Source organism: Pseudomonas sp. JAI111, assembly GCF_024809425.1.
Taxonomy (GTDB): Bacteria; Pseudomonadota; Gammaproteobacteria; order Pseudomonadales; family Pseudomonadaceae; genus Aquipseudomonas.
Genome location: NZ_JANUCB010000001.1, coordinates 1,148,923 through 1,171,151 on the forward strand (window position 1 = coordinate 1,148,923; position 22,229 = coordinate 1,171,151).

17 protein-coding genes are annotated in these 22,229 nt (G+C 61.7%); all 17 read right to left on the reverse strand.

What is annotated here, in order from left to right:
• Positions 1–135: 135 nt before the first annotated feature.
• The gene (locus tag HNR03_RS05420; RefSeq protein ID WP_222590178.1) at positions 136–840 is read right to left on the reverse strand and encodes an NAD(P)H-dependent oxidoreductase; all 705 of its coding nucleotides are present in this window, start codon (positions 838–840) and stop codon (positions 136–138) included.
• A 9-nt stretch (positions 841–849) separates the two neighbouring features.
• Positions 850–2,505: an ABC transporter ATP-binding protein gene (locus HNR03_RS05425; RefSeq protein WP_259151442.1), complete on the reverse strand. Its 1,656-nt coding sequence runs from the start codon at positions 2,503–2,505 to the stop codon at positions 850–852.
• A gap of 2 nt (positions 2,506–2,507) precedes the next feature.
• Complete coding sequence (locus HNR03_RS05430; protein ID WP_222590176.1) at positions 2,508–3,335, reverse strand: ABC transporter permease; 828 nt, start codon at positions 3,333–3,335, stop codon at positions 2,508–2,510.
• A 3-nt stretch (positions 3,336–3,338) separates the two neighbouring features.
• Positions 3,339–4,298: an ABC transporter permease gene (locus HNR03_RS05435; RefSeq protein WP_259151445.1), complete on the reverse strand. Its 960-nt coding sequence runs from the start codon at positions 4,296–4,298 to the stop codon at positions 3,339–3,341.
• Between the two features lie 152 nt (positions 4,299–4,450).
• Positions 4,451–6,052 (reverse strand): ABC transporter substrate-binding protein, encoded by a 1,602-nt coding sequence (locus tag HNR03_RS05440; protein ID WP_259151446.1) that lies wholly within the window; start codon positions 6,050–6,052, stop codon positions 4,451–4,453.
• Between the two features lie 106 nt (positions 6,053–6,158).
• Complete coding sequence (locus tag HNR03_RS05445) at positions 6,159–7,574, reverse strand: aldehyde dehydrogenase family protein (RefSeq protein ID WP_259151448.1); 1,416 nt, start codon at positions 7,572–7,574, stop codon at positions 6,159–6,161.
• Positions 7,567–8,757 (reverse strand): pyridoxal phosphate-dependent aminotransferase, encoded by a 1,191-nt coding sequence (locus HNR03_RS05450; protein ID WP_259151450.1) that lies wholly within the window; start codon positions 8,755–8,757, stop codon positions 7,567–7,569. Before HNR03_RS05450 ends, HNR03_RS05445 begins: the two co-directional genes overlap by 8 nt.
• Before the next feature lie 27 nt (positions 8,758–8,784).
• Positions 8,785–10,392, reverse strand: coding sequence for a 5-guanidino-2-oxopentanoate decarboxylase (locus tag HNR03_RS05455; RefSeq protein ID WP_259151451.1), 1,608 nt, complete (start codon positions 10,390–10,392; stop codon positions 8,785–8,787).
• Positions 10,393–10,402: 10 nt separating this feature from the next.
• Positions 10,403–12,493 carry an acetate--CoA ligase family protein gene (locus tag HNR03_RS05460; RefSeq protein WP_259152085.1) on the reverse strand — a complete coding sequence of 697 codons (2,091 nt, stop codon included), beginning with the start codon at positions 12,491–12,493 and terminating at the stop codon, positions 10,403–10,405.
• A gap of 27 nt (positions 12,494–12,520) precedes the next feature.
• Complete coding sequence (locus tag HNR03_RS05465; RefSeq protein WP_090181263.1) at positions 12,521–13,681, reverse strand: acyl-CoA dehydrogenase family protein; 1,161 nt, start codon at positions 13,679–13,681, stop codon at positions 12,521–12,523.
• Positions 13,682–13,723: 42 nt separating this feature from the next.
• Positions 13,724–14,515: an enoyl-CoA hydratase/isomerase family protein gene (locus HNR03_RS05470; RefSeq protein WP_259151452.1), complete on the reverse strand. Its 792-nt coding sequence runs from the start codon at positions 14,513–14,515 to the stop codon at positions 13,724–13,726.
• A gap of 639 nt (positions 14,516–15,154) precedes the next feature.
• Positions 15,155–15,889, reverse strand: coding sequence for a hypothetical protein (locus HNR03_RS05475; protein WP_259151453.1), 735 nt, complete (start codon positions 15,887–15,889; stop codon positions 15,155–15,157).
• Positions 15,890–16,082: 193 nt separating this feature from the next.
• Entirely contained in the window at positions 16,083–17,489 is a 1,407-nt protein-coding gene (locus HNR03_RS05480) for an amino acid permease (RefSeq protein WP_259151454.1), read from the reverse strand.
• Positions 17,490–17,679: 190 nt separating this feature from the next.
• Positions 17,680–19,944: an ATP-binding protein gene (locus HNR03_RS05485; RefSeq protein ID WP_259151455.1), complete on the reverse strand. Its 2,265-nt coding sequence runs from the start codon at positions 19,942–19,944 to the stop codon at positions 17,680–17,682.
• On the reverse strand, positions 19,941–20,714 hold the full coding sequence (locus HNR03_RS05490; protein WP_259151456.1) for an ABC transporter substrate-binding protein: 774 nt from the start codon (positions 20,712–20,714) through the stop codon (positions 19,941–19,943). The genes HNR03_RS05485 and HNR03_RS05490 overlap by 4 nt, the downstream gene beginning before the upstream one ends.
• A gap of 5 nt (positions 20,715–20,719) precedes the next feature.
• Positions 20,720–21,436 (reverse strand): response regulator, encoded by a 717-nt coding sequence (locus HNR03_RS05495; RefSeq protein ID WP_222590165.1) that lies wholly within the window; start codon positions 21,434–21,436, stop codon positions 20,720–20,722.
• A gap of 92 nt (positions 21,437–21,528) precedes the next feature.
• Positions 21,529–22,176, reverse strand: coding sequence for a TetR family transcriptional regulator C-terminal domain-containing protein (locus HNR03_RS05500; RefSeq protein ID WP_259151457.1), 648 nt, complete (start codon positions 22,174–22,176; stop codon positions 21,529–21,531).
• Between the last annotated feature and the right edge of the window lie 53 nt (positions 22,177–22,229).

Sequence of the window (22,229 nt, forward strand, 5' to 3'; positions counted from 1 at the left end):
ATCGCGGGCAAGCCCGCTCCCACAGGGATCTACTGGGGCCACACAATCGTGTGTTCATCCAAGATTCCTGTGGGAGCGGGCTTGCCCGCGATAGGGCCCGAAAAAACACCATCAAACTATGGCCAAAAGCCTTTTTCAACGGGGCAACGGATACAACGCCTCATCAAACTGCGCCAACCGCGGAAACTGCATCGGCTGGTCATCACTCAAGTGCTCAAGACGCTCCTGATAACCCACCAGGAAATCCTTGCGCGCTTCGTCGCTGATGTACGGCACATGCCACGCCACGAATGGCTCCAGCACATCAAAACCGACATACGCCAGCGTACCGCGCAGAATCGGGCGCAGCATGTCCTCCAGCGGACCATGAATCGCGCCATCACCGAACATATGCTCGCGTCCGCCCAAGGTTACGGACACCAGCGCCTTCTTGCCGCTCAATCCGCCCTGATCGTAAAAGCGTTTGCCGCCGTAGCAGACACCGGATACCAGCACCCGATCAATCCAGCCCTTGAGGATGGCCGGGGTCGAGAACCAGAAAATCGGAAAATTGAGAATCAACAGGTCGGCCCACAACAGTTTGTCGAGTTCCTGCTGGATGTCCGGCGCCAGCGACTGGCTTTTCACCCCCAGACGCTGTTCCAGCGCATACACCAGGTACTCCGGGTTTTCCCGCGAAGAAAAATCATCGGCGCTGGCCACCGGGTTCCAGTTCATCGCATACAGGTCGCTGACCTGAACCTCGTGCCCCTGAGCTTCCAGGGTTGTGACAGCCTGGTCACGCAAGGCGGCAGTAAAGGATTTCGGCTCCGGGTGAGCGTGGACAATCAGTACTTTCATGACAATTCCTTAAACGTTTACAAGCGTGGAGTTTGAAGACGGTAACGTTCGCGAGACCAGTAACCGGTCAAGCCAGTCCGGGTCCATTTGCGGTTCGGATGAAAACAGCAGCGCGGTGTAATCCTGATGCGGCGGTGTAAAAATGGCGCTGCGCGAGCCGTGGTCGACCACCCTGCCCCGCTGCATCACCAGCACTTCATCGGCAATCGCCCGCACCGTGGCGACATCGTGGGTGATGAACAGGTAGGCAACGCCCAGTTGCTGCTGAATGCGGTTGAGCAGTTTCAGCACGCCTTCGGCGACCAGTTGATCCAGCGCCGAGGTCACTTCATCGCAAATGATCAGTTGCGGATCGGCCGCCAACGCGCGGGCGATGCATACGCGCTGCTTCTGCCCGCCTGACAGTTCGCGGGGCTGGCGCTCCATGAACGTCGCGGGGTCGAGTTCGATCATTTCCAACAGCTCAGCCACCCGTGCACGCATGGCCTTGCCCTTGAGACCGAGGTAAAACGTCAGCGGCCGGCCGATGATATCAACGATGCGCTGACGCGGATTCAGCGCCGTGTCGGGGATCTGGTAAATCATCTGGATGCGCCGCAGTTGCTCTTTGCTGCGTTGACGAAAGTCCGCCGGCAGCGCCTCGCCGTCATACAGCACCTGACCCGATGTCGGCGCCAGCAGGCCGGTGATCAAGCGCGCGGTCGAGCTCTTGCCACTGCCGGACTCGCCGATCACTGCCAGGGTTTGACCGCGATGAAGGCGCAACGAGACGTCGTGCAACACCGGTTGATGGCCGTAGCTGGCGCAGCTGTTGCGCAACTCCAGCAAGGGTTTTCCCTGCGCAGGGCACGGCTTGGGTTCGGTGCGGAAACTGCGCACCGCCCAGAGCGACTTGGTGTAGTCCTCTTGCGGGTCACCGAGCATTTTGCGGGTTTCGGCTTCTTCCACAAGTTTGCCGTGGCGTAGCACCATGATCCGGTCAGCCATTTGCGCGACCACGGCCAAGTCGTGGCTGATGTAGATCGCCGCGCTGCCGTAAGTCGCCACCGCGTCGCGAATGGCCGCCAGCACCTCAATTTGCGTGGTGACGTCGAGGGCGGTGGTCGGTTCGTCGAAGATGATCAAATCTGGATGACAGGCCATGGCCATCGCGGTCATCACCCGCTGCAACTGCCCGCCGGACACCTGATGCGGGTAGCGTTGGCCGATCTGTTCGGGGTTGGGCAAGCGCAACACCCGGTACAACTCCACCGCTTCCGCCATCGCCTGGGCACGGCTCATGCCACCGTTTTTCACCGCTGTTTCCACGTGCTGATCAATCAGCCGATGCGCGGGATTGAACGAGGCGGCAGCACTTTGCGCGACGTAGGCGATGCGCAGGCCACGCAGTTTGCGCAACGCTTCGGGTTTGGCGCGCAGCAGGTCAATGCCGTCGAACTGCACCGAGCCGCCAGTGATCCGGCAACCGTCGCGGGTATACCCCATCGCCGCCAGGCCGAGGGTCGATTTACCGGCTCCCGACTCACCGATCAGCCCCAGCACCTCGCCGCGTTGCAGCGTCAGGTCGATGCCCTTGATCAGCGGATGCCAGGCGTCTTCGTAATGACCTTCAATGTGCAGGTCACGGATTTCCAGCAATGGTTTTTCATGGTTGAGCACGCTCATGTTCAGCATTCCTTGAGGCCGCTGGATTTGTGCAGCATCCAGTCCACGACGAAGTTGACGCTGACCGTGATCAACGCCACGGCCAGGGCGGGCAGCAACGGGCTGATGTCGCCGAAGGTGATCAGCACCGCGTTGTCGCGGACCATGCTGCCCCAATCGGCGGTGGGCGGTTGAATGCCCAGGCCGAGGAACGACAGCGCACTGATGAACAAAAACACGAAGCAAAAACGCAGGCCGAACTCGGCAATCAGTGGCGCGGCAGCGTTGGGCAGCACTTCGCGGGTCACCAGCCACCACAGGCCCTCGCCGCGCAGGCGTGCCGCTTCGACGAAGTCCTGCACCACCACGTTCATCGCCACCGCCCGCGACAGCCGAAACACCCGGGTCGCGTCCAGCAACGCGATCACCAACACCAGCGACGTGGCGGTGGTGCCGACCACGCTGAGGATCAGCAAGGCGAAAATCAGCTGCGGGATCGCCATCAGGATATCGACGAGCCGCGACAATCCCTGATCGACCCAGCCGCCCTTGATCGCAGCGATCAAACCGCTCAAGCCACCGAGCAGAAACGCCAGCACGGTGGTCAGGAAGGCAATGCCCAAGGTGTTGCGCGCGCCGAAGACCAGGCGACTGAACATGTCGCGACCGAGGTTATCAGTGCCCAGCAGAAACTCGCCGCTCCACGGCGCGAAGCCTTCGCCCACCACCTGGGTTTCGCCATACGGCGCCAGCAGCGGGGCAAACAGCGCCACGAGGATGTACAGGACAATGACCAGCATGCCGAACTTCGCACTCAGCGGTGCCCGGACCAACAGTTTGAGCAGGCTCATGGTCTACCCCTTCGGATGCATCAAGCGTGGGTTACTGGCGATGGACAGCACATCCGCCGTGGTATTGAGCAGGATGTAGGTCGCCGCGAAAATCAGGCTGCAGGCCTGGACCACCGGGATGTCGCGCTTGGCCACCGAGTCCACCAGCAACTGGCCCAGCCCCGGGTAGACGAACACCACCTCGACCACCACCACGCCGACCACCAGGTAGGCGAGGTTCAGCGCCACCACGTTGACGATCGGCGCCAGCGCGTTGGGCAAGGCGTGGTGGAAAATGATGCGCGACTGGCTGATGCCCTTGAGCCGGGCCATTTCGATGTAGGGGCTGGCCAGCAGGTTGATCAGTGAGGCGCGGGTCATGCGCATCATCTGCGCGATGACCACCAGGCTCAGGGTGGCGACCGGCAATACCGAACGCTCCAGCACCGTGCCGAAGAACGCATCCGGCGCGAGGTTGGAAATGCTCGGGAACCAGTCGAGTTTCACCGCGAACACCAGGATCAGGATGTAGGCGACAAAAAACTCCGGGAACGAAACGGCACTGAGTGCTGTGGTGTTGAGCAAGCGGTCGAACCAGCTGTTGCGATACAGCGCCGACAGCATGCCCAGCAACAAGGCGAGCGGCACCGAAACCAGTGCCGCCAACGCCGCCAGACTGAAGGTATTGCCCAGGCGTGAGGCGACCAGTTCGGCGATGGGCCGCTGGTTGGCCAGCGAGACGCCGAGATCACCTTGCAGCAAGTGCGCGATCCAGTGCCCGAAGCGGGTCAGCGGCGGCAGGTCCAGACCGAGCTGAGTGCGAAATGCCGCGACGGTTTCCGGGGTGGCGGACTGGCCAAGCATGGCCTGGGCGATGTCGCCCGGAAGCATGCCGACGGCCAGGAAAATAATCACCGATACCGCGAAGAGCGAGAGCAGGCCTAGGGCCAGGCGCTGCAGGAGCAATTTGAAAATACTGTTCATCATGCGGTTCCTCGAATTGGGCCCCATTGATGATCGTCCCCACGCTCTGCGTGGGAATGCAGCCCGTGACGCTCCGCGTCACTGGACGCGGAGCGTCCCTAGAGGCATTCCCACGCAGAGCGTGGGAACGATCGATCACCACCGTTTTCCGATCAGGCCTGCCACCAGCGCTCGATGACGCGCAGCCCGTCGAGTTCGCCATACGGCGCGGTTTGCCCGCCGTGTGCGACGCGATTCGAGCGTGCCGCCACCGAGCTGGCAAACAACGGCACGATTGCCCCGCCATCGTCCCGGCACAGCGCCTGCATTTCGTTGTACATCTCGCGGCGCAACGGATCGTTCATCTCACCTCGAGCGGCGTTGAGCAGCTGATTGAAACGCGGGTTGTCCCAATGGGTTTCGTTCCACGCCGCGCCCTTGGCGTAACCGATGCTGAACATCCGGTCGGCGGTCAGGCTGCTGTACCAGAACGAGGTGGTGAACGGCTGCTTCATCCAGACATTGGAGAAGAACCCGTCAGCCGGCTCGCGCACCACATCGATGTCGATCCCGGCCTGACGCGCCTGCTCCTTGAACAGCACAGACGCATCCACCGCCCCGGCATACGCCGCGTCGGACGCTTGCAGCTTGACCTTGAGCGATTCGACACCGGCCTGGCGCAAGTAAAAACGCGCCTTGTCCGGGTCGTAAGCGCGTTGTTCCAGCGCCGTGTTGATGAAGCGGCTGCCCGGCTGGATCGGGTGGTCGTTACCCACCAGGCCGTAACCATGCAGCACAGAGGCCAGCAGGGTTTCGCGATTGATTGCGTGCTTCATCGCCAGGCGAATGTTGCTGTTCTGGAACTGCTGGCTGTCGCACAACATCGGGAAGGTGTAGTGCTGGGCGCCTTTGGTTTCTTCGATCACCAGGTTCGGATTGCGCTTGAGCAAGGCCACGGTTTTCAAGTCGACCTTGTTGATCACATCGACCTGCCCGGTGACCAGCGCATTGATCCGCGCCGCACCGTCGGAGATCGCGATCAGCTCGGCACTGGCGAAATGCGCGCGGCCCGGTTTCCAATAATCGGGGCTGCGTTCCAGGCCCATGCGCACGCCCGGTTCGAAGTCCTTGAGCCGGTAGCCGCCGGTGCCGACGCCAGCCTGCCAGTCCGCCACACCGTCCTTGGCTGGCATGATGACCAGATGGTAATCGGCGACCACATAGGAGAAATCGGCGTTGCCCGAATGCAGCTCGAACACCACGCTGTCAGGGCCTTGGGCGCTGACCTTGGCGACGTCGCCCAACACGGTCTTGGCCGCTGACGTGGACTTGTCACCGAGGTGATGCTGGATCGAGGCCACCACGTCGTCGGCGGTCAGGGTTTTGCCATTGTGGAAGGTCACGCCCTGACGCAGTTTGAAGGTCCAGATGCGCGCGTCCGGGGTCGATGTCCAGCTCTCGGCCAATTCCGGAATCGCGGTGCCGTCCACGGCGATTTCGGTGAGGGTGTTATAGACCGCCGAGAAGCCGACAAAAGTGAAGGTGTCGCTCCAGGAGCCGGGGTCTTTCGAATCGGTGGTGCTGCCACCCGCCAGGCCCAGGCGCAGCACGCCTCCCGGTTTTGGCGTTGCGTCCTGGGCGAATGTGCCCAACGGCAGCCCCATGGAAAACGCCCCGGCTACAGCAGCGGCGGCCGCGCTGTACTTCAGGAAGTCCCGACGGTGGAAACTGAATTCATGGTTCGCTTGAGTAATGTTGTTTTTGTTATCGCTCATTGCATGGCCCCTGATCAACAGCAGAGTGAGTAATGAATTACCGGTTTGAAACCACGTAAAACACCGGGCCAAGGCCCGGTGCACAGATCGTTTGAATCGTTTACGGTCACACCTGGATCGCCTTCACTTCAACAAACTCGTTGAGCCCTTCTTCGCCCCATTCACGGCCATTGCCCGATTGTTTGTAGCCGCCGAACGGCGCCTGATAATTGAACGCCGCACCATTGAGGAAGCACTGTCCGGCGCGCAACTGCCGCCCCAACTGCAAGGCACGCTCAGGGCTGCCGGCCCACACGCCGCTGGACAATCCGAACGGTGAGTCGTTGGCGATCTGGATCGCCTGCGCTTCATCGGCGTAAGGAATCAGGCACAGCACCGGGCCGAAGATTTCTTCCTGAGCGATGCGCATACGGTTGTCGACGGCGGCGAACAGCGTCGGGTTGACGTAATAGCCCCGCTCGAATTCGTCGGCCGTGTCGCCGCCACACACCAGGCGGGCGCCTTCCTGCTGGCCGACCTGAATGTAGTCACGCACGGTGCGCCGTTGCGCTGCCGAACACATCGGCCCGAGGAAACTTTGCGGGTCCAGTGGATCGCCCACGCGCAGGCTTCGGGTTTCGGCGATGGCCAGTTCCACGGCCTCGGCGTAACGACTGGCGGGCAACAACATGCGGGTCAGCGCGGTGCAGGTTTGTCCTGAGTTGATCATCACGTCCTGCACGCCGTAGCGCACGGCGACGGCCAGGTCGGCGTCCTCGGCAATCAGTAACGGCGACTTGCCGCCCAGCTCCAGGCACACGCGTTTGACCGAAGGCGCCGCCGCTTGCGCCACGCGAACCCCGGCGCCGGTGGAACCGGTAAACGACACCATGTCCACGTCCGAGTGTTTGGCCAGCGCTTCGCCGACCTTCGAACCAGGCCCACTGACCAGATTGAAAACGCCGGCCGGCAAGCCGATGGCCTCGATCATCTGCGCCAGCAAAAAGGCATGCAGCGGGGTTTCCTGGCTCGGCTTGACCACCACGGTGCAGCCGGCGGCCAGCGCCGGGGCGAGCTTGCCGATCAGTTGATGCAGCGGGTAGTTCCACGGATTGATGAACGCGCAAACGCCGACCGCTTCGCGAATGATCAGCGAGTTGCCGACCTCGCGCACTTCGTCCATCAGGCCTGCGAGCTCGACGTATTGCTCAAGTCCGAGGATCGGCCCGTCGACCTGCACCGACCTGCACCATTGCACCGGCATTCCCAGTTCAGCGGTGATTACTGCGGCCATCTCGTCGGCCCGCACGCGCAACTGCTCGGCAAGCGCGCGGATGTAGCCGGCGCGCACACTTGATGGCGTCCGTGACCAAGGACCGAAAGCACGGCGGGCGGCAGCCACCGCGTTGTCGACATCGCGCTCATCGCCCAAGGGCACCGAGCCGGTCACTTCTTCGGTGGCCGGGTTGATCACCTCGGCGATGCCCTGCCCTGACGGAGTTTGCCAGCGGCCATCGATAAACAGCGTCTTGTGGTTATGCATAGACCTGAGCCTCCAGCAATTCAGTGGCGCAACGGGTGATGCGCTGGCAAGCGTCACGTAACGGTTCCTCACCCAACACCAGGCCCAAACGGATGTGCCCGGCGGCGCTCGGACCGAACGCTTCACCGGCCAACACGGACACGCCGTGACGGTCGAGCAAGCGGTCGGCAAACGCTTGGGCGCTGAGACCGGTGTCGCGGATATCGACCATCACGAACATTCCGCCATCGGGTTTCAAGGCGCGCACACCGGGGCAATCGGCCAGGCATTCACAGACCAGATCACGGCGCTGGCGATAGGCTTCGCGCATCGCTTCAAGCTCCGGCAGATTGCTTTCGAGCGCGACCACAGCGGCGCCCTGAACAAAGTCCGGCAAACCGTAAAGCATGCACAGCGCGAGGTTTTCCAGGTGCGCGGCCAGGGATGGCGGCGCAATCGACCAGCCGATCCGCCAACCGGTCATGGCGTGGGATTTCGACAGGCTGTTGAGCGTCGCGGTGCGCTCGGCCATGCCCGGCAAACTCGCCGGGCTGACGTGTTCGCCGTCGAACAGCAATTCGCTGTAGACCTCATCGGAAATCAGCCACAGGTCGTGGGCGATGCACAACTGCGATAGGGCGAGCCAGGTGGCGCGCGACAAACTGGCGCCCGAAGGATTGTGGGGACTGTTCAGCGCCAGCGCCCGAGTACGCGGCGTGATGCGGGCGGCGACGTCTTCGGGCAGTACCCGGAAGCCATTCTCGGAGCGCACCGGCACCGGCACGACCACCGCGCCGCACGCACCGAACACCGCTTCATAGGTCACGTACATCGGCTCGGCGACGAGCACTTCATCGCCCGGATTGAGCACGCACTGGGCGACGCAGAACAACGCACATTGCGCGCCGGCCAGAACGGTGACTTGATCCGCCGAGACCTGCTGGCCGCTGCGTTGGCCGTAATGCCGGGCGATGCTTTCACGCAACGCGCGCTTGCCACGCACGTCGGCGTAATGGGTGTTGCCCGCCAACAAGCTATCGATGGCAGCCTGCACAATCGGCACCGGCGTGTCGAAATCCGGGTCGCCGACTGACAACAGCAAAATGTCTTCGCCCTGTTCCTGCAATGCCAGGGCGCGGTAATGGATGTCCCACGCCGCAGCACCATCACCGGCGATACGTTGAGTCAGATCGGAAAAGCGCATGGCGATACCTCAGCCAGAAATTGAAAGTCAGTGCGCGCACGCATGCTTGAGTTCGATCAGGGTCACGCCATTGCGCTTGAAGCCGTGGCGCAAGTCGGTTTGCAACTCGGCCAGGCTTTGCGGCTGGCTCACGGTGCAACCGAAGGCGCGGCCGAGGGCAGCGAAATCCGGGTTGCGCGGCAGCACGCCAATCGGCTCGATATCGAGGCCGAGCATGTCGTCGCGGATCTGCCCGAGCGCGTCGTTGTTCCACAGCAACACCACCAGCGGGCTGTCCAGCTCTTCGACGGCGGTGGCCAGTTCCTGCGCGGTGTAAAGGAAACCGCCATCGCCCACCAGCACCAGCCCTGGCCGTTGCGGCGCGCCGAACTTGGCGCCGATGCCGGCCGGCAAGCCATAACCCAATGTGCCGTAGCCGGTCGGGTGTAACCAGCTGCGCGGCGCCAGGCTGTTGAAGGCGTAGTTGCCGGTGTAGGCCAGTTGGGTCATGTCGGTGCTGATGAACGCGTTTTCCGGCAGTTCGGCGGCAATGCGTTCGAGAATCGCCTGGTGGATCGACTGCAACGGGCCGTGACTGTTTCTTACGGCTTGACGCAGTGCTGAGACGGCGGCGATGGCAGCGCTGGCATCTCGATGAGCGGGCGGCAGGCGCTCCAGCAATCCGGCGAGGGTTTGCTGTGCATCACCATGCAACGCCACTGCGCAGGGATAGAAGTCGTTGAACTTGCGCGGATCGATGTCGACGCGCAGCAGCTGCGCATTCAGCGGCAGGCGCTCGCGCCAGAAATCGGTGTCGGCCATTTCGGTGCCCACTGCCAGCACCACATCGGCCTCGGCGATCATTTGCCAGCCGGGTTCCACGCACAGGGTCGAACCGGCGTTCAGCGGTGCATCCGGCGCCAACAGGCCTTTACCCGCGACGCTGGTGAACAGCGGCGCGGCGAGTCGGGTACTGATTTCTTGCAAGGCATGTTGCGCATTCAGCGCACCGCCACCGGCAAGGATCATCGGCCGTTTGGCGTTTTGCAGTTTGCCTGCGGCTTCATCCAACGCGTCGCTTGAGGCGGCGCCACGGCTTGGGCGACGCACCACGTCGTTGCTCCAGTCGCGGCTGACCTTCGCCGACAGCACGTCGAGCGGCACCGAGATATGCACCGGCCGCGGACGCTCGCTGTCGAACACCGCGTAGGCGCGGGCGATCAGTTCAGGCAAGTCGTCTGTGCTCAACGCAACCGCCGAGAACGCGGTGATCGGCGCGGTCATGGCGCGCTGATCCTGGGTTTCGTGCAGGCAACCCCACCCCTTGCCGAGGCTGGCCGTGTGGTTGACGCTGGAAATCACCAGCATCGGAATCGAGTCGGCATACGCCTGGCCGATACCGGTCGCGGCATTGGTCACGCCGGGGCCGGTGATGATGAAGCACACGCCCGGTTTGCCGCTGACGCGCGCATAGCCGTCCGCCATGAAACTCGCGCCTTGCTCGTGACGGGTCAGCACATGGCGAATGCCGCTGCCGGGCAGGCCGCGATACAGTTCCAGCGTGTGCACGCCCGGAATACCGAACACGGTGTCGACGCCGTAGTTGGCCAACAGACGCACCAGGGCTTGGCCGCCAGTAAATGTCGTGGTTTGCATGTTCACTTCCTCACTCGTGGCCGAGGCGAATCAACGCATCGACCGCAGTCGTGCCATGGGCACCGACCAACAATGGGTTCACATCGAGTTCCAGTAATTGCGCGGCGTTCTCGCAGGCGTAATCGGCCACCGCGCGGATCGCCGTGACCAACGCGTCCAGATCCGCCCTTTCGCGCCCGCGAAAACCTTGCAGTAACGCCGCACTGCGCAGGCTCGAAACGGCATTGCGAATGGCACCGTCGGTGGTCGGCAACAGCAGGCTGCGACTGTCCTTGAGCAACTCCACCAGAATCCCGCCCGTTCCGATTACCAGCGCCAGGCCGAAGTCGTTTTCGCGTTTGATGCCGACAATCAATTCAGCCAAGGGCGGTGTCGCCATCGGCTCCAGCAGGACCTGATCGAACGGCACCTTTGGCGCGTACGCGGCAATGCTGGCGCGCATTGTTGTCAGCGCCGCGCTCAGGGCCGCTTCATCTTTGAGATTCAACGCCACGGCGCCGGCTTCGGTTTTGTGCGGCAGTTGCGCACTCACCGCTTTGAGCACCAATGGATACCCCAAGGCGTTAGCGTCGGCCAATGCCTTGTCCGGCGTGCTCAACACGCCGTTGGGCGTGGGCAGGCCAAAAGCGCGCAACGCTGTTTTCGAATCCCACTCGTTGAGCAAACGACCTTCGCCGGCCAACGCTTGTGGACAATGTGGCACCAGCGCTGATTCACCGAGAGCCAGCAACGCCTGGCGATTGCGCTGATAGCCGGCAATCCGGCCCCACGCGGCCAAGCCGTCTTCGACACCTTGCAGCGCCGCCACGCCTTGGGCATGCAAGCGTTCGCGAGCGTGGGCCGGCAGCAGTTCCGGGAACGCCGAGGTGACAAAACCGGTCTTGCCGTGACGGACCAGGGCGGCGCAGTAAAGCTCCAGCAGCAGGTCGCATTCCTTGCGTTCGCCGGTGTATTCCGACGGGTAATCGAGCACCAGCATCGCCGCATCCGCTTCCGTGCGCAGGGCGCTGTCGAGCATGCGGTTCAGGGCCTCGCCGTCGCCCCAGATCGCGGTGGTGAAATCCAGCGGATTGACCAGGTTGGCGTAGCTTGGCAGCACCTGCGCGAGCTCTTCACGCTGGCCTTCGTCGAGTTTGGGCAAGCTCAGTTCGTTGCGTTCGGCATAGTCGGCAATCAGCCCGGCGTCACCGCCGGAACAGGCCAGCGCGATCAGGCTGTTGCCCGACGGTAGCTTGCCGCACGCTGCCGCTTTCAGGGTTTCGACAAAGCTCACCGGGCCGCTGACGCGGATCACGCCCAGACGCGCAAACAGACTGTCGTACAGCGCGTCCGAACCCGACAGCGAACTGGTGTGACTGAGCGCCAGCTCGGCACCGATCTGCGACACGCCGGTTTTCAGGGCGATGATCGGGATGCCCTTTTCCAGCGCCTTGTGTGCGGCGCGGGCGAAACCTGGAACATTCTTCAAACCTTCAAGGTGCAAGCCGATGGCGGTGACGCGTGGCTCATCGAGCAGCACGTCCATCAATTCGGCGATGCCCAGTTGCGCCTGGTTGCCGACCGACGCCATGTAGGCCACCGGCAAGGAGCGGTCGCTCATCGACAGGTTGTAGGCGAAGTTGCCGCTCTGGGTCAGCACCGCGACGCCCTTCTCCACCGCTTTGCCGCCATGGGCCACCGGCCACAACGCGGCGCTGTGCAGGTAGTCGAGCAGGCCGTAGCAGTTGGGACCGAGCAGCGCCATGTGACCGGCGGCGTTGAGCAACTGCTGCTGCAAGGCCTGGCCTTCGGCGCCGGTTTCAGCGAATCCTGAGGCGTAGCAAATCGCTCCGCCCGCGCTTTTCGCGGCCAGTTCGGCGACGCAGGTCAGGGTCAGCTCGCGGTTGGTCGCGATGAATACCGCGTCCGGGCCGCACGGCAGTTCGGCGATGCTACGCACGCACGGCACGCCTTCAAGGTTGTCGTGCTGCGGATTGACCAGCCACATCTGCCCGAGGTAGCCGCCTTCGGCGCAGCGTTTGAGCGCACGGGCCATGCTGCGGCCACCGACAAACGCCAGGTGGCGCGGCGCGAGCAGGCGCTTGAGGTTGTCACGAATCATCTGCGACATGGGTAATCTCCAGACCGGTCAGCGCAACAGCGGCCGCAGCAATTCACGGGAAATGATGTGGCGCTGGATCTCCGACGTGCCTTCCCAGACCCGCTCGATCCTCGCGTTACGCCAGATGCGTTCCACCGGGCATTCATCCATCAGGCCCATGCCGCCAAAGATCTGCACCGCCTCATCGGCGACCTTGCCGAGCACTTCACTGGCGAACAGCTTGGCCATGCCGGCCTCGCCATCGGTCATGCTGCCCTGGTCCATTTTCCAGGCGGTGTGCAGAGTCAGCAGTTCAGCGGCGCGAATCTGCGTGACCATGTCGGCGAGCTTGAACGAGATGCCCTGATAGGTGCCGATTGGCTGACCGAATTGCTTGCGATCCGCCGCCCATTGCAGCGACACGTCGAGTGCACGTTGCGCCTGGCCGACACAGTTGGCGGCGACCATTACGCGCCCGGCGGTGAGCCAGGCGTTGGCCACGTCCCAGCCCTTGCCGACTTCGCCCAACACTTTGTTGGCCGGCACGCGGCAGTCATCGAAGAACATTTCAAAGGTGTGGTAACCACGGTTGCTCACGCACTTGGGCCCCCGGCGAATGGTCATGCCCGGCGTGTCGCGATCGACCAGGAACGAGGTCACGGCGTTGCGCTGTTTGCCGTTGTGTTCGTAGGTGTCGGTGACGGCGAACACGATGGCGAAATCGGCGTGCCCGGCGTGGCTGATGAAGTGTTTGCTGCCATTGAGCACGAAATCATCACCGTCGCGCACGGCGCGGGTCTTGATCGCGTTGGCATCGGAACCGGCGCCCGGCTCGGTCAGCGCGAAGCAATCGATTTTCTCGCCCTGGATGCACGGCAACAGGTAGTCCTTGATCTGATCGCCGGTGCAGGCCATGAGGATTTTCGACGGCCGCGCAACGAAAACATGCAGCGCCCATGACACCTTCGACAGCTCACGTTCGATCAGCGCCTGGGACACATAATCCAGACCACCACCGCCCACTTCTTCCGGCATGTTGAACGCATAGAAACCGGCGGCGATGGCCTTGCCGCGAATCTGCGCAGCCAGCTCCGGAGAGACTTCGTCGGCGCGGTCGACCGCTTCCTCATGCGGCAGCAGTTCCTTGGCGACAAAGCTGCGTACCGCGTCCACCAACATTTCTTGTTCTTGGGTCAGTTGGAAATTCATGGGGCTACCTGTTGTTCGTTCACGGGTTGGGGAGCGGCGAGCTTATTTGCCGGCAAACTTCGCCGGGCGTTTTTCGATGGAGGCGCGCAAGGCTTCGGCGCCGTCCTCGCTGCGACCGCAGAGCAGACCGGCGGCAAGCTCTGCTTGCAGTTGCTCCGGCAGGCTGCGCTGGGCACCTTCGCGCATGAGTTTTTTGGTCTGGGCGAAGGCGAATGTCGGACCGCTGGCCAAGCGCGCTGCCAGTTCAGTCGTCACTTCGAGCAGTTGCTCATCGGCGCAGACTTCGCCAACGAGGCCGGCCGCCAAGGCGCGGTCGGCGCCCCACAACTCGTCGAGAAACAGCAGGCGTTTGGCTTGTTCGGTGCCGATCAGGCGTGGCAGGTGCCAACTGGCTCCGGCGTCCGGCGAGTAGGCCATGCTGGTGTAGCCGGCCTTGAATCGCGCCGATTGCGCGGCGATGCGCAGGTCGCAGCAGAGTGTCAGGTCCATGCCGGCGCCGACGGCGGTGCCGTTGATGGCGGCGATGGTGGGTTTTTCCAGGCTGTACAAACGGCCCATCAGCGCGTGGGCGGTTTCGGTCCAGCCGTAAGTTTCGAGGGCGCCACGGGCTTCGGCTTCGGCCCATTCGGCGAGGTCGGCGCCGGCGCAGAAGCTGCGGCCGCTGCCGGTGAGTACGACGACTCGAACGGCTGGATCGGTGTTGAACTGGTCGAGCAAGGCGTGCAGGTTTTTCAGGGTCGGGATGTCCAGCGCGTTGCGCTGGGCGGTGCGATTGAGGGTGATCCAGGCCACGCCGGCTTCGACTTGGCTGAGCAGAGAGGAGTGAGTAGTCATGCGAATCCTCGAATTATTGTGTTTGGCATGAGGTGATGCGACTTGAGGCCATACTAAACGAGTGTTCAGCAAGGCGGCAATCCGTGGTCGACTTGGCTGTAACAACCTTAAATTCAATTTAAGTTATTGGTTTTAAACGGTTTATTCTTTATGAGGGGCGTTATAGGAATGGGGCTGTTACAACTTTGAACAACTGGGGACAAGGGATTGGGATTGGGATTGGATTGGGGGCATATCCGTTTCTGCGGTAACGGCGGCTGGCGGTTTCGCTTTTACAGCGAGTCACTTTTGACAAACGCGGTACGCCTCAAAAGTAACCAAAAAGTCTTGCCCCTCCATTCGGTGCCTCGCCTAGGCTCGGCATGCCCTCTCTCCGGCATTGCTCCGGGGGCGGCTACCGCGGCATCCATGCCGCGGGGCCCCCTACGCAATGCCTGCGTTCGGCCTCTGGGAAAGGGGCAGACAGATCAAGATCAAAAGCCGAAGCAACTGCAAGGGCAAGGGCAAGGGCAAGGGCAAGGGCAAGGGCAAGAATGGGATCGTTCCCACGCTCTGCGTGGGAATGCCGCCAGGGACGCTCTGCGTTCCACGGTCGATGCAAAACTTGTGTTTTGCACAGAGGATCTCAGGACATGTCTTTCAGAGCTTGCGCGATAGCGCCCTGCGCACGCTGTCGCTGTTGAGCGCAGGGCTTTCAGGTTCGGCAGCGCTTTGCGCGGGTGCGGGGCTGTCGAGTTCGAAGGAGAGTTCGGCCTCGACCAGGCTTTCAGCTTGAACAGGGCTTGGCGCCCGGCCGCGACTGGCGACCAGGGTGTCCAGCTTCTCGAGGTAGGCGTTCAGGTCGCTGATCAGCAGTTTCTTGCGCTGGGAACCTTGATACAACGCGTAGCAAAGGTAACCGCCGGCCGCCAGAAGGCCGAGTCCGGCGGTGGCAACACCGGCAACACACAAGCCAGACACGATCAGCACGGTCTTCCAGTTGAAGGGCGTCAATTCCAGCTCGGTATTCAACGCACTCGCGTCGCGCAGTACCCAGCGCTTGGACGCCGAGTGGTTCAGCAGGATCGCGTGCAGAGGAGAACCGTCTTTTTTCACGGCGCTGATCAACGAGATATCCTGACCGGTGCGCAATGGAACATCCACGCCACGCAACTTCACATCGTGCTCGACGCCGTCCGCGGTTTTGACCCAGAACTCATGATTGATGATCGACACCGAACTCACACGAACGGGCGTCAGATCCCCGTCTTTACCGTTTACAGGAACGCCACCCGTGGTCGTCACACGCGTCTCACTGAGCTTCTCGCTGCCCACTACTTCACCGCTCAAGACAGTGAAAACAACGCGCTTATCGCCATGAGTGAAGTTGTGCATTTCGATTCCTTGATAGGCCCACGTCAATCGACGCGCAGTAGAAAATCCGTATGCCGCGGATGCTACTAACTAGCCACTATCCTGTCCAGAATTCGCCACCGCGTGTGATGCGGAGCGTCACCAAATACATTCCCACGCGGAGCGTGGGAATGATCAAACGGATGTACACACAATCAATCAATCAATCAATCAATCAAACAGCTCTCGGCGCCAAAACCACCCCACGCTTGCGATGAATCAGGAAATACGCCCCATAACACAGCGCAATAAACCCAAACCCCCAATACAACGAAGGCCGCTGCGTCTCATCCAGCGCCAAAAACACAAACAACGAACAGCACAACGCAATGCACGTCAGGGGCAACAGCGGAAACCACGGCGCGCGGTATTTCAGATCGCTGAGCTTGCCGCCATCACGCAGATAAGCCTTGCGGAATTTGTACTGCGCCAGCGCAATCACAATCCAGGTCACCGTGCCCGACATCCCGCTCACCGCCATCAGCACCATGAACAGCGTGTCTGCCGCAACAAAACTGGTCATCAACGACACCAACGCAAAACACAACGTGATGCTTAGCGCCCGCAGCGGCACCCCGCGCTTGCTCAGCGGAGACAGGCTTTTTGGCGCCATACCCGTCTTCGACATCGCCCACAAAATCCGCGTAGAGGCATACAGGCCCGAGTTACCGACGGAAAGAATCGCCGTGAGAATCACAAAGTTCATCAGGTCGGCGGCATAGGGAATGCCGACCATGTCGAACACCTGCACGAACGGACTTTCCATCAACCCGGCCTGCTGCCACGGCACAATCGCCGACAGCACCACGATCGCCAGCACATAGAAAATCAATACGCGAAACACCACATTGCGCACCGCGCGCGGGATGCTTTTTTCCGGCTGATCGGTTTCGCCGGCGGCCACGCCCATGATCTCGCAACCCTGAAAGGCATAGACCACGGTCATCATCACCGCGAACACCGCCGACAGGCCGTTGGGGAACAGTGAGTCGCCGATCAGGTTGGTCATCATTGGCGCCGGTGCGCCACTGGTCAGCGGGATCGCGCCAAAAATCACCAGCACACCGACCACGATGAAACCGAGAATCGCCGCGACCTTGATCCCGGAGAACCAGTATTCTGCCTCACCGAAAGCGCGCGTCGCCAACGCATTCAGGCCGAACAGCACCACCACGAACAACGCCGACCAGTACCAGATCGGCACTGCCGGAAACCAGCGCACCATCAGCATGCCGGCCGCCGTGAACTCCAGCCCTACGGTGGTCGCCCAACTCATCCAGTACACCCAACCGATCATGAAACCGGTGGCTGGCCCGATGAATTTGGTGGCGTGGGTTTGAAACGAACCGGAGACCGGCATCTGCACGGACAATTCGCCCAGGCACACCATCACCAGGTACATCAGGAAGCCGGCGACCAGGTAGGCCAGAATCGCCCCCACCGGTCCTCCCTGGTTGATCGTCACGCCGGAGCCCATGAACAGCCCGGTGCCGATCACGCCGCCCAGCGACAACATGAAAATGTGCCGGCTCTTGAGGGCGCGGGTCAGTTGGATGCCTTTACGTTCGGTAGATTCGTTCATATCCGCACCTCAATATTCAGCAAGGTGCGAAAGGCAAAAAGAAGGATCAGCTTTACGGCAGTTCATTATTATTATCTCCAATAAGCTTCGAAGACCGCGCGGTGGCGGTTGCGTCGATTATTGGAAGACCATGTAAGGTCCGGTTAACCGTAAAGATCGAAGTTGTAAAAAGTCGTAACGAACTTGTACGTCAGGTGTGCAGCAGCTCGGCCAGCGTCTGTTGCGAACGCTGCAAATGCACCTGAACCTGCGTCGCCAATGCCCGCACGGCCAACTCATCGTTGATCCGCGCAGCCTCTTCCAAGGCACGCAGCACATTGGCCAATGCCCGAAAACCCAATGAGTCGCTGCTGCCGGCCAGGCGATGGGCAAGGTGAGCGACTTCGGTGCAATCGTCGGCCTCGATCGCTTCCTTGAGTGCATCGCGATGCTGCGTGATCGCGTCGCGCAACACTGCCAGCAAGCCCTGAAGTTTTTGTTCGCCGAGCAAGGTGCGATGCGTGTCCAGCAACGGCCAGTCCATCACCTCATCCGCCCTTTGCGGCGCAGGCAAAAGCGCTTGTCCGGCCAAGGCCTGGCGCAAATTGTCGAGCTTCAGGGGTTTGGCGAGGATGCCATCCATCCCGGCATCCAGATATCCGCGTACCAATGCCGGCTGCACGCTGGCGGTCAGGGCGAAAATGCGGCAGTGACGATTCGGCCCCTCGGTGTTGCGAATCCGTTTGCACAACTCGACACCGCTGATGCCCGGCAGATGCACATCGAGCAAAATCAAATCGAAGGTCTGCGCAGCGCAGTGCATCAGCGCCTGTTCGCCCTCCTCTGCAAGCCAGACCCGATGCCCGTCCCCTTGCAACAAACCGCTGACCACTTCACGGTTCAGAGCCACGTCTTCAACAACCAGAACATTGAGCGCGTGATCGGGCTTACTGTGGATCGCCACGTCGGCCAAATCGGCGATGCCCGGTTGCAGCGTCACCTCGAACCAAAAACAACTGCCCTGCCCGACCTCACTTTCAACACCGATCTGCCCGCCCAGCTGCTCCACCAGATGCTTGCTGATGGCCAACCCGAGACCGGTTCCGCCAAAGCGTTGCGCGACCTCTTCACTGGCCTGGGTGAAGCGCTCGAAAATCTTTTCCTGCACCGCCTCAGCAATGCCGATGCCGTTGTCCGTCACGCTCAATCGCAGCCGCTGCCCGGTCTGCCCGGGGAGAGACGTCAGCAACGCCACATCGACGCGAACCTCGCCGCCTTCGGTGAACTTGATCGCGTTAGCCAGCAAATTGCTCAGCACCTGACGCAGGAATTGCTCGGCACCGTGATGCCTGTCAGCGACACGCGGCTCAACTCGGCAGTGCAGCGTCGTATCGTTGCTCAGCGCGCGCGGCTCGAGCAGCGTCAGCACCTCGTCGAGCAAATGCCTGAGCGAGAAATTCACCGGTTCCGGGTGACTGACGCCCTCCTCCAGTCGAGCGAAATACAACACCTCATTGAGTATCGACAACAACCCTTCGCCGGCCTTGTACAGCGCATCCAGACGTTTGCCGTCACGCTCATCCAGATTCGCGCCGCGCAGCAATTGGGCCATGCCAAGAATGCCGTTGAGCGGTGTGCGCAATTCGTGGCTCATGGTCGCCAGGAACCGCGACTTGGCGAGGTTGGCGGCCTCGGCTTCGTCCTTGGCGCGCATCAGGCTGGCGGTGCGCCGTTCGACCATTCGCAGCAACTCATCGCGGTTGTTCTGCAAGGCCAGTCGATCGGTTTCCCGTCGCTCAATGTCACTGAGGATCGCCCGACGCATGTCGTCCAGGGCATGGGCCACGGTGTCGATTTCGTCTTCGTTCGCGCTGCGGCGCTTGTCCAGATGCAAGGGCTCGAGCCAGTCACCGGCAGCGATGCGCCGGGCGAATTCGGCCATGACTTGCAGGTGCCGCGTGACCAAGCGGTAAAACAACCCCGACAGCGCCACCGCCAAACCGCACAGAAACACGCTCATCCACAGCAGGCTGGTCAAACCAGTGGCGTACAAACGCTGATGCACGGCGCCCAGATCGGTGCTGACCTCCAATTGCCCCAGATGCCGCAAAGGCCCGGACGGCGGTTGATAGTCCAGCTCGAAACGCTCGATGCGCAGCGGCCCGACCGGGTCGGCGTTGCCTTGCAGCAGATCGAAATCGGGGCTGCTCAGGTGCACCCGCGCCACGTCGGAAAAGTCCACCAGACCGCGCAATTGCACATTCAATTGTTCCTGGTTCAAGTCCCAGAGACTGCGCTCCAGGCTGGCCAGATAACCGGCGCGGATCAGCTCCATGCGCGAGTCGATGTCACGCATCTCGCGGCGGTATTCGAAGTACAACTGCACGGTGCTCGCCAGCACGGTGAAGCACAGGCTGAACAACAGAATGAACAGCAGCAGACGCCGCAACAGTCCACCGGGCCGGGCGCGGATCATTTGGAATTGACCGGCAGGTTGATCATGTCGCGGTAGGTGACTTCGCTTTCGTTGAGCAAGCGCTCGACCTCCCCGCTGCTGACCATGCGTTGCAATTGCGCGTCGATCTCCGGCATGCGACTGGCGAGCGGGGATTTGCGCGAAACCGCAACCCGCAGGTAATCGACGCTCAAGGCGTTGGGCAACGCGACAATGTCTTGCGCGCCCGGCAGGTTTTCGACGTACAACTGACCGGTGCGCCGTTCCGAAGTGATGAAATCGATGCGCCCACGAATCAGTTTGCCGAAGTTCTGGCGGCTGTCCGAAACCCATTCGATGTTCTGCTGCTGGGCGACGAGGCGGTCGAATTCGACGCCGTAACTTTCTCCGAACAACAACCCGCCCCGGTAATTGGCCAGGTCTTGCAGACGATCAAATTTCACCGGGTGCTGACGGTTGATGAACAGCGCGACTTCTTCGCGCAGCACAGGCACCGTCGAAAAAATCATGCTCTGTTCCCGTTGCGCGGTGCTGTAGGCCAGGGCCACATCGACCCGGCCTTCGGCGACGTCGAGCAGGCAACGTTTCCAGTTGCCCAGCACGACTATTTCGACGTCATAGCCCAAACGTCCGAAGAGGTTTTTCACCACGCTTGGAGCCAGGCCACGCACTTGTTTGCCGTCGCTCCAGGAAATCGGTGGGTACACCGGATAGTCGCAGTAGCGAATGTTCTCGGCGGCCATCGTGCTGTTGGCGACCAGCGCCAGCAACAGCGCAAACACCTGCCACATCAGACTCAGGCCGCCACGCTGGCGGTGAACAGATACCCGGCGCCATGGATGGTGATGATCAGTTGCGGCTCGGCCGGGTCATCGTGCAACTTGCGCCGCAAGCGACCGACCAGCACGTCGATGGAGCGATCGTTGGGCACCCATTCGCGATTGCGGATCTGGTCCATCAGTTGATCGCGGCTCAAGGTGTGCCCGCTGTTGCGCAGGAACACGCTGAGCAACTGATACTCGCCGTGGGTCAGCAGGGTTTCGCTGCCCGTGGCGTCGATGAGACGGCGGCGGTCCGTGTCCAGCGCCCAGTCGGCGAATTGTTTGACGGGCTTGGCAATGGCTGCAACCGCTTGCGGTGTCTGCGCGTGGCGAACCCGGCGGATCAGGTTTTTCGCCCGGGACACCAGTTCGCGAGGATTGAGCGGTTTGATCACGTAGTCATCGGCGCCGCATTCCAGGCCAACGATGCGATCAATTTCGTCGTTGCGCCCGGTGATCAGAATGATCCCGACCTCGGAACGCACTCGCAGCTCCCGGGTCAGGGTCAGGCCGTCCTTGCCCGGCAGGCGGATATCGAGCATCACCAGATCGACGGTCTGGCTCGCCAGGAAAGTGTCGGCCAGCTCGGCCGTGGCGGCGCAATGCACTTCGTAACCTTCCTGGGACAGGTAGGCGTGCAGCAGTTCGCGAATCAGCGGATCGTCATCGACGATCAGTACCCGAGGAGTCATCGCTAGGTGTCCCGCAAATGCCCGAAGGCGTGTTTCTTATTAGAGTGTTTTGTTGCCTTGGCGCCAGAGAGTAGCGACAGCTGAACGAGTGATCAACAGCCCGTCGTCTGGACGCAAAACCGTTGACGACCGCCGGCCTGCAATCCATCGACCCAGGCTTCGCAAATCTGGATGCCTTGCTCCGGGGTAAAGGTGCCGGGGTTGAGGCCCGACTCCAGCCACAAGCCGTCGAGCAATGCACTGAGGCTGATGGCGGCCAGGTCGGCGTCAAAGTTTTCCCAGCCCTCTTCCTGCGCCAACTCGGTCAGCACCTTGCGCAAGATCCCACGGTACTCGCCGTAGGAATGTTCGTGCGCGAGGTTGATCGACTCGGCCGTGCGCACCGCGCCCCAGAATGCCAGCCAGGCGTCGATCAGTTGCGGGTCGAGCAACTCGGCGGAAAACGAACCGCGAAAAAACGCTGACAATCGTTCGCGGGCCGTCGGCGCAGCCTGTTCCATCGCGTCGCGCAACAGGCTCATTACCCGCCCCGTAATCGCTCGATAGGCCTCGGCGACCAGTTCATCCTTGCCGGAATAGTGGTGGCTGATCAGCCCGACCGAAACCCCGGCCTCGGCAGAAATCTTGCGGATTGAAGCGCCCTGAAAACCATGACGCTTGAGGCACACCAGCGTCGCTTCGATCAGGTTGGCCTTGCGCAACTCCGGCTCCATGCGGGAAAAACGGGCTTCCTGACTCATGCGCGATACTCTCTGTGGATCAATCGTTAGGGACGCGGCGGTAAAGCGCCCGG